This is a genomic window from Gilliamella sp. ESL0232 (genome assembly GCF_013346885.1).
Lineage (GTDB): Bacteria > Pseudomonadota > Gammaproteobacteria > Enterobacterales > Orbaceae > Gilliamella > Gilliamella bombi.
The window spans coordinates 557,593-570,839 of record NZ_JAAEDW010000001.1 but is presented as its reverse complement, the minus strand read 5'-3'; the positions used below and the strand labels follow the sequence as shown (position 1 = coordinate 570,839).

14 protein-coding genes are annotated in these 13,247 nt (G+C 35.0%); 10 read left to right on the top strand and 4 right to left on the bottom strand.

What is annotated here, in order from left to right; genetic code table 11:
* Window positions 1-398 precede the first annotated feature (398 nt).
* Window positions 399-800 carry an SMI1/KNR4 family protein gene (locus tag GYW75_RS02740; RefSeq protein ID WP_065589761.1) on the bottom strand — a complete coding sequence of 134 codons (402 nt, stop codon included), beginning with the start codon at window positions 798-800 and terminating at the stop codon, window positions 399-401.
* Window positions 801-1,160: 360 nt separating this feature from the next.
* Here GYW75_RS02740 and GYW75_RS02735 point away from each other — a divergent pair, with 360 nt between their 5' ends.
* The gene (locus tag GYW75_RS02735) at window positions 1,161-1,811 is read left to right on the top strand and encodes a DUF421 domain-containing protein (RefSeq protein WP_034912801.1); all 651 of its coding nucleotides are present in this window, start codon (window positions 1,161-1,163) and stop codon (window positions 1,809-1,811) included.
* Between the two features lie 74 nt (window positions 1,812-1,885).
* Here the strand turns inward: GYW75_RS02735 and GYW75_RS02730 are convergent, their stop codons facing one another.
* Window positions 1,886-2,158: a DksA/TraR family C4-type zinc finger protein gene (locus tag GYW75_RS02730; RefSeq protein ID WP_065589760.1), complete on the bottom strand. Its 273-nt coding sequence runs from the start codon at window positions 2,156-2,158 to the stop codon at window positions 1,886-1,888.
* A 162-nt stretch (window positions 2,159-2,320) separates the two neighbouring features.
* On the opposite strand from GYW75_RS02730, the gene msrA reads away from it, so the two are divergent.
* Genes msrA through msrB form a run of 3 tightly spaced genes read left to right on the top strand, consistent with a single transcriptional unit; the run spans window position 2,321 to window position 3,886 of the window.
* On the top strand, window positions 2,321-2,851 hold the full coding sequence (msrA, locus tag GYW75_RS02725; RefSeq protein ID WP_366940515.1) for a peptide-methionine (S)-S-oxide reductase MsrA: 531 nt from the start codon (window positions 2,321-2,323) through the stop codon (window positions 2,849-2,851).
* A gap of 15 nt (window positions 2,852-2,866) precedes the next feature.
* The gene (locus tag GYW75_RS02720; RefSeq protein ID WP_174798317.1) at window positions 2,867-3,394 is read left to right on the top strand and encodes a cytochrome b; all 528 of its coding nucleotides are present in this window, start codon (window positions 2,867-2,869) and stop codon (window positions 3,392-3,394) included.
* A gap of 48 nt (window positions 3,395-3,442) precedes the next feature.
* Complete coding sequence (gene msrB, locus GYW75_RS02715; RefSeq protein WP_174798341.1) at window positions 3,443-3,886, top strand: peptide-methionine (R)-S-oxide reductase MsrB; 444 nt, start codon at window positions 3,443-3,445, stop codon at window positions 3,884-3,886.
* A 60-nt stretch (window positions 3,887-3,946) separates the two neighbouring features.
* Here the strand turns inward: msrB and lptG are convergent, their stop codons facing one another.
* Together lptG and lptF are read right to left on the bottom strand one after the other, a co-directional pair.
* Entirely contained in the window at window positions 3,947-5,011 is a 1,065-nt protein-coding gene (gene lptG / locus GYW75_RS02710) for an LPS export ABC transporter permease LptG (RefSeq protein ID WP_065589757.1), read from the bottom strand.
* 10 nt (window positions 5,012-5,021) lie between these two features.
* On the bottom strand, window positions 5,022-6,125 hold the full coding sequence (lptF, locus tag GYW75_RS02705; protein WP_065589756.1) for an LPS export ABC transporter permease LptF: 1,104 nt from the start codon (window positions 6,123-6,125) through the stop codon (window positions 5,022-5,024).
* 137 nt (window positions 6,126-6,262) lie between these two features.
* On the opposite strand from lptF, the gene GYW75_RS02700 reads away from it, so the two are divergent.
* From GYW75_RS02700 to ruvB, 6 genes are all read left to right on the top strand, one after another.
* On the top strand, window positions 6,263-7,741 hold the full coding sequence (locus GYW75_RS02700) for a leucyl aminopeptidase (protein ID WP_065589755.1): 1,479 nt from the start codon (window positions 6,263-6,265) through the stop codon (window positions 7,739-7,741).
* Between the two features lie 16 nt (window positions 7,742-7,757).
* The gene (locus GYW75_RS02695) at window positions 7,758-8,213 is read left to right on the top strand and encodes a DNA polymerase III subunit chi (RefSeq protein ID WP_065610897.1); all 456 of its coding nucleotides are present in this window, start codon (window positions 7,758-7,760) and stop codon (window positions 8,211-8,213) included.
* A 581-nt stretch (window positions 8,214-8,794) separates the two neighbouring features.
* A complete protein-coding gene (gene dnaX, locus GYW75_RS02690; protein WP_174798316.1) occupies window positions 8,795-11,002 on the top strand; it encodes a DNA polymerase III subunit gamma/tau in 2,208 nt (735 codons plus the stop codon).
* 31 nt (window positions 11,003-11,033) lie between these two features.
* Window positions 11,034-11,372, top strand: a complete 339-nt coding sequence (locus GYW75_RS02685; protein ID WP_174798315.1) for a YbaB/EbfC family nucleoid-associated protein — start codon at window positions 11,034-11,036, stop codon at window positions 11,370-11,372.
* Window positions 11,373-11,553: 181 nt separating this feature from the next.
* Window positions 11,554-12,162: a Holliday junction branch migration protein RuvA gene (gene ruvA, locus GYW75_RS02680; protein ID WP_065589753.1), complete on the top strand. Its 609-nt coding sequence runs from the start codon at window positions 11,554-11,556 to the stop codon at window positions 12,160-12,162.
* 13 nt (window positions 12,163-12,175) lie between these two features.
* Window positions 12,176-13,180, top strand: a complete 1,005-nt coding sequence (gene ruvB / locus GYW75_RS02675; protein ID WP_174798314.1) for a Holliday junction branch migration DNA helicase RuvB — start codon at window positions 12,176-12,178, stop codon at window positions 13,178-13,180.
* Window positions 13,181-13,247 lie beyond the last annotated feature (67 nt).

Below are 13,247 nucleotides of genomic sequence, written 5' to 3'. Positions count from 1 at the left end.
TTCCCACCGTTTATCTGTTAGCATTGTTCTTGGCATGATGAATCGAGTTATGGTTGTTTTTGACAGAATTATTATAACTCACATCATGCCGTCTAAAAAATAATCACGAAAGATCAACACGCCCTATAAACTCGGCCAGTATTTTTCATTATTTGTAGTAGCTTCTCCCACCGTTTATCTGTTAGCATTGTTCTTGGCATGATGAATCGAGTTATGGTTGTTTTTGGCAGAATTATTATAACTCACATCATGCCGTCTAAAAATAATCACGAAAGATCAACACGCCCTAATATTTTATGATTAAAATACTCAACTGAAAACTTATAAGGCGTTAATTTTGTTTTTATGTATATTCATTGCAACATTTTTTTAATTACTTTAAACAATGCGATTAATTCCTACAGCTTATTTATAAAACTATCAAATGATTCAGATACTAAAACTAATTCTTTTTCATCCATCAGCCATATATATATTTCTCCATAATTTTCATTTTTTAATGAAAGTAAAAAACAATTTCCACCCTCATCATAAGCAAAAGGAATCATATCTTTTAAATTAGAAAAGTCATCAATTAAATTAGTGTAAATATCTTCTATAGTTAAATCGCCATATTTTATTGGATTAAAGCCACCTAATAAAAAGAAATTATGTTCACCGTTTTCGGGAGGGTAACCACCATTAAATTTAATGTAAAAATCAATAAATGAAAGTGGAATTTCTTTATCAAAATAGTTGCTAAATTCTTCAATTTCTTCAAAAGATAATTGTTTTTCCGATTCTTCGATTATTAGTTGCATTTGTTATTATCCTTTTTAACTGGAAATATATACTTTTTGACTGTTTTTGTGGGTAAATATTTTACCTTCATTTCAAACTTAAAACACACCGATTTACAACATTGCATAATAGAAATTAGTTATCGCAATCAAAGTAATAATCTTATAATTTGTGTGAATTTTAGAGTAAAATACAATCAATAAATTATATTAATAATCATACTTTGTTTTAGTCATGAAAATAGAACCGTATTGATCATTAATCAAACAAAAATTATACCAGTTTTACATAAATTATTACCCGTTTCGATACAGAAGTTTCTATTGATTCTGCATTTGGAATTGTAGTTCAACATATTTTGTTTAGCTTGGAGAAAGGAAATGTATTTATTAGAAATGGCACCAAAATTTTTATTAGCTTTAATTATTTTACTTGTTTATGTGAAGTTATCGGGTAAAAGCCAAATAGCACCTATGTCACAGCTTGATCAGGTTGGTAGTATGGTTATTGGTGCGTTGGTTGGGGGGGCCTTACTTAGTCCGACAGTATCTTCTTGGGAATCGGCTGGATTAGTGGCTATTTGGGCTGGCTTACTTGTTTTAATTCGATTTATCAAATCTAAAAACTCACGTTTACGCGATGCTATAGATGGCGAACCAATCCAACTTGTTAAAAATGGGCATTTAATAACGGATAATTTTGTTAAAGCCAACTTACCAGTAAGGGATTTTGAAACCTTAGTCAATATACAAGGCATAGCTTCTTTTGATGAGTTAAAAGAGGTTTGGTATGAATTAAATGGTTCGTTAACTGTTATCAAAAAAGGTGATAAAGATATTGCCGTGCTAATCATCGAAAATGGCGGTATTAGCCATGACAATTTAGAACAACTTAAAAAAGATGAAAATTGGGTTAAACAAGAAATTGCAAAACAAGGTTATGAAAAATTAGAAGATATTTTTTGTGCTGAATGGTTTGATAATAAATTAATTGTTTATCCTTATGACGCTGTTCGTGAAGGTAAAAAATAACTATTGTTTGTATCTTAGGGTGGGTAATAATCCACCCATCTTTTAGCTCAATTGGTTAAAAATGTATCTTCAAATTAACGTAGTTGGCTATCTTTGCTGCCACGACGATTATATAGACTTGATGTTTTAGCTAATTGTTTATCGATTTCTTGTTGGCAAGACAAACAATATTGTACGCCAGGCAATGCTGACCTTCTGGCTTCTATAATAGGCTCTCCACATTCAATACAAAAATGAGCACTAATTGTACCGTGATTGAGTTGTCTTCTTGCGTTTTCGATGGCATCAGCAATAGTGCCTTCGATTTGTTGATTAACGGCATCGTCAGACGCCCATCCACTTGCCATAAATGAATCCTTCTATAACTGAAATCGTTGACCAATGATATGGTGTTTTTTTAAACATTTTCAAGTAGTATGCTAATTTAAAGCAGTGTATTTTAGTGTTAATGATTATGCTGAAGTTAAGCAATAAATAGAAGAATTGTTTAACATATTAAGTGGGAGGTTATTATGCAACAATATGAACAAGCAACATTTGCTGGCGGTTGTTTTTGGTGTATGGTTAAACCCTTTGATCAGTATGAAGGGGTTATTAGTATTGTAGCAGGATATACTGGGGGGAATGTTATCAATCCAACCTATCAGCAAGTTTGCTCAGGCACAACAGGGCACACCGAAGCGGTACAAATTAAGTTTGATCCAAAAGTTATTAGTTATAAAAAATTGCTTGAAATTTTTTGGAAACAAATCGATCCAACGGATTCACAAGGGCAATTTGCTGATCGAGGTGATTCTTATCGTCCTGTTATTTTTTATCATAATGAATATCAACATAAAGTAGCATTATCGTCTAAACAAGCATTACAAGATAGTAAGAAGTTTAATAATCCTATAGGTGTCGCTATCGAGCCAGCAGTTGCCTTTTACCTAGCTGAGGATTATCACCAAAATTATTATACAAAACAATCCCAGCATTATAATCAATATTATCAATTATCAGGGCGATCAAAGTTTTTAGCACAGCATTGGCAAAAATAAAGAGGCAATTGAATTATGCAAAACTATCCGCAATATAGTAGTAAACAAAAATGGAACCATTGGTTAACATTGATACTGATTGTATTAACGTTTTTATTAGTGTTATTTAAGGTGACGTTGTCACATTATTTGGGTGGTATGTTTACTATTTATTTATTACATAAATCTTTTGGCGTGTTGATATTTGTAATAACCTTGTGGCGTTTTACAATTATTAAAGCTGAAGGTGTGCCTAATGTCTTGCCCAAAAATCAAAAACTACAACGTATTTTATCGACGTCCATACAAGGGTTTATTTACATTTTTTTAATTATTGTGCCTCTGTCTGGGTACTTAATGAGTAGTCGGTCGCTGAATTTTTTTGGCATCATTTCTATTCCGGCTATTGATATGCCTAACATGTTTTATGATTTTTTTCATATTATGCATAAGTTCAGCTCATATTTATTAGCAATTTTACTTATTTTACATATAGCTGGCGCCTTATATCATTATTTTTGGATTAAAGATAAAGTATTGCAATCAATGTTAAATCGTAATTAATTCTATTATTTAAAATAAATAACATAAAGGTGACTTATGAATAAAACAATGAAGGAAAAAGCACTGTCCATATTAACACCTATGCAATATCACGTAACTCAAAAAAATGGGACTGAACCACCGTTCGAAAACGAATTTAACTCTAATCATGAGGAAGGGATATATGTTGATATTGTATCTGGCGAGCCGTTATTTACTTCGTTAGATAAATTCGATTCAGGATGTGGCTGGCCTAGTTTTGCTAAACCGATAGAAAAGGGCAATATTGTTGAAAAAAAGGATACCAGTTTTGGTATGCGACGTATTGAAGTGCGATCTGTGGAAGCTGATTCTCATCTTGGGCATGTCTTTAATGATGGTCCAAAAGAGTTAGGTGGATTACGTTATTGTATTAACTCGGCTTCCTTACGATTTATACCTAAAGAGGAACTGGAAGATGCAGGTTATGGGCAATATTTAAACCTGTTTGATAAACAATCACAGACAGCATAATCGTTACAATATAAAAATCCTATCATCTAAATCAGATGATAGGATAAAATTTTAAAAAACCTAGTTTTTTCGTTTAAATAAAATATAACTAATCAATAAAAATACGAAACTGGTTATAAGCGAACCAATAATAGGGTAAATACCAATAACAATACTTACTTGGGCAAACAAATTATCGGCAATATAAAATAAAAAGCCAAAGCTGATACCTATCACCACACGAATCCCCATTGATACGCTACGCAATGGACCAAAAATAAACGATAAAGCTAACAACATCATCACAGCAACTGAAATTGGTTTAATGATCTTTTTCCAAAACAGCAAATCATAATACTTAGAATCTTGCCCAGAGTTTTTTAGATATTGTGAATATTCATAAAGTCCTGAAGCCGACAACGAGTCAGGATCAAATGCGACAATATTTAATTTATCAGGAGTAATGCTTGTTTTCCAAGGTATGGATATCGTATTTACACCAACTACTTTATTGGGCACTGTTAGATCATTTTTTTCAACTTGCGATAATGTCCAAGTATCATTTTCATACACTCCATAAGCAGCATAGGTAATGGATTGAAGCTTATTTTGGTCAACTGAATAAATATAAACATTCGAAATCGAATTATCGTTATTTACATGGCCAATAAAAACATAATCATTACCATCTTTAGCCCAAAGACTGCCTTGTTCAGCCATTAACGAATTACCATAAAGCTTTTCAGAACGCATATTGCGTGCAGTTTGCTCGCTAACTGGAGCAACCCATTCACCAATCGCCATTGTAATTAGTACTAGTGGTAATGCTGTTTTCATCACCGCAAATGCAATTTTGAAACGACTAAAGCCAGATGTTTCCATTACAATTAATTCACTGCGGGATGCTAACAATCCTAAACCAATCAATGCACCCAATAACGCTGCCATCGGGAAGAATACTTCTAAATCTTTTGGAGCCATTAAAAGCGTATAAATACCGACAGAAAACGCATCATAATCAACTTTAATTTTTCGAAGCTGATCAATAAAACGGATGATACCCGACAAACTAATAAGTAAAAAAAGACTAACACCAATGGTGCTTAAAATAGTTTTACCGATATAACGATCTAAAATCGAAAACACGCTTTGCTCCTTAAGATGCCGAATATTTTAAGCGAAGTTTACGCATAAATAGGTTATCCCAACAATTCAATATTATCGCTAACACAAAATATCCTAAATTTAATATATAAAACCACAATTCGGGATCTAACCGACCTTTACCAGCATTAGCCTTAATTGAACTGGCCGATAAAAAGTAAACTAAATAGATCAGTAAAGCTGGTAAAACTTGCGCAAGGCGTCCTTGTCGTGGGTTTGATACGCTCAGTGGAATAACTAAAAAGGCCATTAATGGTACTGAAATAATTAGCGTTATCCGCCAATAAAATTCCGCAACAGCTTTAGGTGTATTAGTGTTAATAAGCTCTAATATTCCCAATTGCTGAACATCGATTTTATCGTTATCCTCGTTAGTATTTAACTCTTTGGGTTTTATGATACCTAAATAATTATGAAAGTTTGAAATTCTAAAATCTTTTAATTGTGCTGTTCCTTCATAACGATTAGCATTTTCAAGCGTAATAATTTGGTTACCTTCGTTATCGTGTCCAGTCTTACCTTTATTAGCAATAATAATAGAAGGTCGTTGATTTGCTTTTGGATTGATTTGAGCAATAAAGACATTCTCTAAATTGTTATTATCCACATTACCAATGTAAATAACTGAATTACCATCTGGCGTTTGTTGGAATTGTCCTGCTAATAATCCAGCTAAACTAGGATTGATCTTAGCATTAGCAACCAATTGATCTTGCTTAACGTTAGACCAAGGACCAAACCAAAGTGAATTCATTACGGTTAATATACTAGTTAAAATGCATAGAAGAAATACTACTTGATAAGTTAAGTTTTTCTTAACACCACATGCATGCATTGCTACCATTTCACTATCAGAATAAAGTCGCCCGAAAGTAACAAGTACACCAAGAAAAAGGCTCAGCGGCAAAATAAGATCGGCCATATTTGATACGCCTAAAACTAGTAACGGCATAATTAATTCACGAGGGATTGAACCATCGATTGCGCTCGACAAAATTCTAATTAATTTTTGAGAAAAGAAAATCAGCAACAAAATAAATAAAATTGCCCCTTGGGTTTTCAATGTTTCTTTCACTAAATATCGACGAATTATCACATCTTACCTTTATCTGTTGGCACAAAACCAGACTATTATAATCTGATTTGTTTCGTTTTAGTTATCTTTTTGTTGCTATCCAACAATGAACCGATAGAATATAAATTATCTGCACTAATTCATAAACGAGAAGCACCATGGAATTTCAAATAAAAAACAGTACTATTATAACTAAACAAAAAACAGAGTGTTTAGTTGTTTCAATTGATTCAAGAAAAAACCAGTCTGATTTTGTCAAAGATATCGATAAATCAACCAATGGTTTAGTTAGTCAACTTATCAAATCAGGTGATATAAGTTGCGAACTAGGTAAAACTACTTTGCTATATCCAAATAACAATTTAAAACAAAAACTTTTATTTGTTGGTTGTGGCAAAGCAAAAACATTTGACTCAGTTCAAGCTAAAACCGTTATTAAAGCGGTAATAAAAGAACTACTAGCCAAAAAAATTAAAAATATTGCATGGGATCTATTAGCGTTCAATGAAGTAAATAGCCTTGAAATAGCCAAACAATTGCCGCAAATTATTAGCGATATAACTTATCGATTTGATGATTTTAAAACGACTAAAGATCCTGTACCAAGCTTAACTAAAGTGACATTATTAATTCATAATAAGAAAGCGTTATCAGCATTAACTGATAACTTGTTACAAGGGCAAATTATTGCTAATGCTATTACCGTAACAAAAACAATTGCCAATATGCCGTCAAATATTTGTAACGCAAAATACTTAGCCGAACAAGGTAAACAACTAGGCAAACAGCATTCATCATTAAAAGTAACCTGCCTTGGCGAAAGCGAATTGGCAAAATTAAACATGAACGCTTATTTAGCAGTAGGGCGGGGTTCGCAAAACGAATCAATCATGACTATTATTGAATACAAAGGTGCTAAAGATAAAAAAGCCCAGCCGTATGTTTTAGTCGGCAAGGGACTAACCTTTGATTCAGGAGGAATATCAATCAAACCATCTGCAGGCATGGACGAAATGAAATACGATATGTGCGGTGCGGCAACCGTTTATGGTGTTATGCAGGCTGTGGCAGAGTTAAAATTACCTATTAACGTTGTTGGAGTCATGGCGGGTTGTGAAAACATGCCTGACGGCAACAGCTACCGTCCTGGCGACATATTGACAACCATGTCAGGTACTACAGTTGAAGTGATTAACACTGATGCTGAAGGTCGCTTAGTCTTATGTGATGCTTTAACATATGTTGAACGTTACAATCCAAAAACTGTTATTGATATTGCCACTTTAACTGGCGCTTGTATCGTTGCACTAGGACATCACTATACTGGAGTAATGGGTAATAACGACAAATTAGTTGCACAATTGATCTTATCATCCAACAAAGCAGGCGACAAAGCATGGGCGCTACCGATTGATAGTGAATTCCAAGAACAAATCAAATCAACCTGTGCTGATATTGTTAATACTGGTGGTCGAGATGGCGGCACCATTACTGCGGCATGCTTCTTATCACGTTTTACCGAAAAATATCAATGGGCACATCTAGATATTGCTGGCACAGCGTGGAAATCTGGTGGGCAAAAAGGAGCAACGGGTCGTCCAGTTGCCATGTTGATTCAATATCTACTAGATCAATAAATCGAGCTAAGATTTTATGAAAAAAGTGATCTTCTATTTACTTGAAAACCAAACAGAAGCCGACGAGTCTGGCGTGCTTTTTTACGAAAAACTAGCATGCAAAAAAATAGTTGAAGCATGGCACGCCAATCAGCGCGTGCAAGTTGCTTGTCAAGATCAGGGTCAAGCAGAACGAATAGACGAGTACCTATGGCAACTCGAAACCGACAATTTTGTTCCGCATAATTTGGCTGGTGAAGGCATGAAAGGGGGATCACCTGTTGAAATTAGCTGGCCACAAAAACGCAGCAGCGGCACACGTCAGCTACTTATTAATTTACAAGAACAATTTCCTGAATTTGCAGGTGTTTATCGTGATATTATCGATTTTGTGCCAGTGGATGAGCAGCTAAAGTCATTAGCAAGGAAACGGTACAAGTTGTATAAAGAGGCAGGATTTAATCTTAAAACGATTTCAATTAATTGCGAATAATATTAGGGAAGTTTTTTTATTTCTTCACTGATTATTTTTTCTAAAACTTAATGTGAAAATTAAATAAAATCAATGGGCTACCTGAATGTTTTTTAATGGTGAAATCTGTGCATTATCCAAAAACTCAAAATTCACGCCAACCCTTTTTTTATTGATGGGTAAAAATTAGTGAAAAACAATAAATTAAAATCATCTTGTAGAAAAGGGTATTTTAAAGTAGAAAACTTGTTTTGCTTTTGCAAAACTATGTTTATAGTATATCTGTTTCTCTATTAACGCCATATAGGTGGTTTAGAAAAATGTAGGCGGTGCATTAAATGGCATTAATATTATTAACGCCATATAGGTGGTTTAGAAAAACGCTCTTTTTTCGTTGTGCTTTCTTATATATTCCATTTTATAATTTGTTAGGTATGTTTAGGTTAGCACTATTACACTTTTATTTTTTAATAGCAAATTTAGGTTTTCTCAAGCTAAATTTTGTTGATTAATATTGCATCGATTATTGACTGTATCAAGACTATTTTGCCAGTTTATGATATGATTAGTGCCAAATTCAATGGCAATGAGTTATGGTGATTATGAGTTATCAAGTTCTGGCACGCAAATGGCGACCAAAATCATTTTCTGAGGTTGTGGGGCAGCAACATGTCCTTAAAATTTTGTCTAATGCACTTTCGCTAGGGCGAGTTCATCATGCTTATTTGTTTTCAGGCACTCGAGGAGTAGGTAAAACGTCAATTGCGCGTTTGTTAGCAAAAGGGCTGAATTGCGAAACAGGCATTACTGCTACACCATGTGGAGTTTGTGATAATTGTCGTGATATTGAACAAGGTCGTTTTGTTGATTTACTTGAAATTGATGCCGCATCTCGTACCAAGGTCGAAGACACTCGTGAAATACTTGATAACATCCAATATTTACCAACTAAAGGGCGCTTTAAGGTTTATTTGATTGATGAAGTGCATATGTTATCGCGCAGTAGCTTTAATGCACTTCTTAAAACCCTAGAGGAGCCACCTGAGCATGTTAAGTTTTTATTGGCAACTACAGATCCGCAAAAATTACCTATAACTATTTTATCACGTTGTTTGCATTTACATTTAAATGTATTAGATACAACATTAATTGGCCAGCAACTTGAACATATTTTAAAATTAGAGCAAATCAGCAGCGATCCGAAAGCGATTGGGTTATTAGCTAAAGCAGCTAATGGCAGTATGCGTGATGCGCTGAGTTTAGCCGATCAAGCGATTGCTCTTGGTAACGGTAAGGTCGATGCAGAATCAGTGTCGGTAATGCTTGGTACACTTGATAAGTCGGTTCCTTTTGCAATTGTTGAAGCATTACATAATAGTGATGGTAATGCCTTAATGCAACAAATTGAAGCAGCTGCTATACAGGGCGCTGATTGGGATAATCTGTTAGCCGAAACCATTACTTTATTGCATCAAATTGCGTTATTACAAGTAGTGCCAACTGCTTTGGGTGATTATATTGATAATGAAGAGCGCATACGTTTTTTAGCACAATATATGGCACCTAACGATGTGCAGTTGTTTTATCAAATTTTGCTAATGGGTCGTAAAGAGCTTTCTTTTTCGCCTGATAAAAAAATTGGTGTCGAGATGAGTTTTTTACGCGCTTTAGCCTTTATGCCAAAGGTGGTTGATGCTGTTACACCACCAGTTATGGCTAGTTCGGCATCTGTTCAAGGCAATAAGCAGACTCAAACTCAAAAGCAAACTAAAGAACCGCCTAATACCCAATCGCAATCACAAGCAGTAATGCATGCGAATGTATCAAGGCAAGCAGAAGCTAATAATCAGGCTGTAAATCAAACTAAAAAACAATCTCGAATTCAGCAATCTGATCCTATACTTGCAACAGTGAGCCAGCCAGTTAATCATACCGAACAGAATACACCACAATCAGTGATAAGTTCGTCATTAACAAATGAGCAAAGTCAGCACAACGACTTAAACGATTTAACCGTTTTGTCTTCAAAAACAGCGTCAACATCTAAAGCCAAACCAGCAACGGCGGATCTAACGATTCCTGATGATGTGTCGTCGGTGACTAAAAGCATTTTAGAAATGCGTATGCAGTTGTTAAAAGAGGAACAATATCCAAAAAAGTCTGAATCGGTTGATGTAATTCAACCAAAAAATTTAGTAATAAATAAATCACTAACACGAATTAAACAGAGCGCTGTGCCAGTAAACGATATCGATAACAACGATAACGGCAATAGTAAAGAAGATATTACCGCTGAAAATTATCAATGGCAAGCCAGTGGTCTAACTGCAATGAAGGAAGAGTTGGTGGTCGATACTAAGGCTTTTCGTGAGTCACTAAATGGTGATAAAACTCCTGAAATGATTAAGAAATTAATTACCGAAATGGCGCAAAAAGATGCCTGGTGTGCCGAGATCGAGCAATTAGATTTACCGCCGTTAATTAAGCAAATCGTAGCTAATTCAGCTTTTGAACAAGTAGATAGTGGAACGATTGTGTTGCATTTGCGTTCAACCGTTAAGCATTTGATTAATTCGATATCGAATGTGATAAAGATAAAAAAAGCGCTATGCAAACATCGTAACCAAGAGCTTGATGTAGATATTATTATTGATGATGTAAATTATAAAACACCAGTTGAAATGCGCGAAGAGTTATACCAAGAAAAACTTGCGCAGGCGAAGATAGCCATTGCCGAAGATTCAAAAGTGGCTACAATTTGTCGATATTTTGATGCTAAGATTGATGAATCCAGTATTCGTCCTGTATAATGCAGACTATATTTTTTAATGAGGAATTATTATGTTTTCAGGTGGAAAAGGTGGTTTGGGCAATTTAATGAAACAAGCCCAACAAATGCAAGCTAAAATGCAACAAGCACAAGAGGAGATCGCTAAATTAGAAGTTACTGGCGAATCAGGTGCTGGTTTAGTTAAAGTCACCATTAATGGTACTCATAGTTGTAAGCGCGTTGAAATTGATCCATCACTTATGGCTGATGATGATAAAGAGATGTTAGAAGATCTTATTGCTGCGGCTTATAATGATGCGGCTCGCCGTTTAGATGAAGCACAAAAAGAAAGAATGGCTCAGGTTACTGGTGGCATGCAATTACCATCAGGTTTTAAAATGCCGTTTTAAGTTAATGCATTAATTCAGTTAGTTAAACTTTTTGCATTGCCGACTTTGAGTACCAAGTCGGCGATATTTTTTTGTTATTGCCTGTCTATTTATACAGTTTTTCTTTATTATTTTTTTGCTATCGGGTAAACTACACCTTATTATTTGCTTATTTGTTATGCTTTATTATTAAGGATATATTGTGATTGGTCGTTTACGTGGTACCATTATTGAAAAGCAACCACCTAAAGTCTTGATAGAAGTCGGTGGCATCGGTTACGATGTGTTTATGCCGATGACCTGTTTTTATGAATTACCCGAAAATGGACGAGAGGTCATTGTGTTAACACATTTTTCCGTGCGTGAAGATGCCCAAATCCTATATGGTTTTAATCAAGAACAAGAGCGTGAATTGTTTCGTGAACTTATTAAAGTTAATGGAGTTGGTCCTAAGTTGGCGTTAGCCATTTTATCGGGCATGTCAGCAGCACAATTTATTAGTGCTGTTGAACAAGGTGAAATTAAAACGCTAGTTAAATTGCCAGGCGTAGGTAATAAAACTGCACAACGATTAATTGTTGAGATGAAAGATCGCCTCAAACATTTTGGTGAGCAATCATCAAATGTTAGCTTGGTTTCTGATGTAGATAGTGTTCAAAAGTCAGCTAATCAAATTGAAAGCGAGGCTGTTTCAGCTTTAATTGCATTAGGTTATAAACCACAAGAAGCTAGCCGTATTATTAATAAAGTAATTAATCCTGATATGGATTGCGAAACGCTGATTCGTGAAGCCTTAAAATCAGCATTGTAAATAGAGATTTATTATGATTGAAGCGGATCGTTTGATTGCACCACAAGCGCAAAAGGAAGAAGAGTCATTAGATCGTGCAATTCGTCCAAAATATTTAGACGAATACATTGGTCAACCGCAAGTTCGTGAGCAAATGAAGATATTTATTCAAGCCGCTAAACAACGCAGTGATGCACTTGATCATGTGCTTATTTTTGGTCCCCCAGGGCTTGGAAAAACTACATTGGCTAATATTGTCGCAAACGAAATGAATGTAAATTTACGCACTACATCAGGCCCTGTTTTAGAAAAAGCCGGCGATTTAGCCGCTATGCTAACTAATCTAGAGCCAAACGATGTGCTGTTTATTGATGAGATTCATCGGCTTTCGCCTGTAGTTGAAGAAATTTTATATCCAGCTATGGAAGATTATCAATTAGATATTATGATTGGTGAAGGACCTGCTGCACGTTCAATCAAAATCGATCTTCCCCCCTTTACATTAATAGGTGCAACAACTCGTGCAGGGTCGTTAACTTCGCCATTGCGAGATCGTTTTGGTATTGTACAAAGACTTGAGTTTTATCGGGTTGAGGATTTGGAATATATTGTTAGCCGTAGCGCTAAATTTTTGGGCATGGATCTGTCAGACGAAGGTGCGCATTTAATTGCACAACGTTCACGCGGTACTCCCCGAATTGCAAATCGACTTTTGCGCCGAGTGCGCGATTATGCTGATGTAAAATCAAAAGGTGTTATCGACAAAAAAATTGCTACTCAAGCGCTAGATATGCTTAATGTTGATAATGAAGGCTTTGATTATATGGATCGCAAATTATTACTGGCCATTATAGAAAAATTTATGGGTGGTCCTGTTGGTTTAGATAACATTGCCGCGGCAATTGGTGAAGAGCGTGAAACGATCGAAGACGTACTTGAACCTTTTTTAATTCAGCAAGGTTATATCCAAAGAACGCCACGCGGTAGAATTGCTACACCTCATGCGTATCACCATTTTGGGATTATTCAGGATAATTGAACAGTTAAAATTATACTAGTTTATGTTAACAAAAAGCGTGGCTATTTGCTCAGCCACGCTTTTTTAT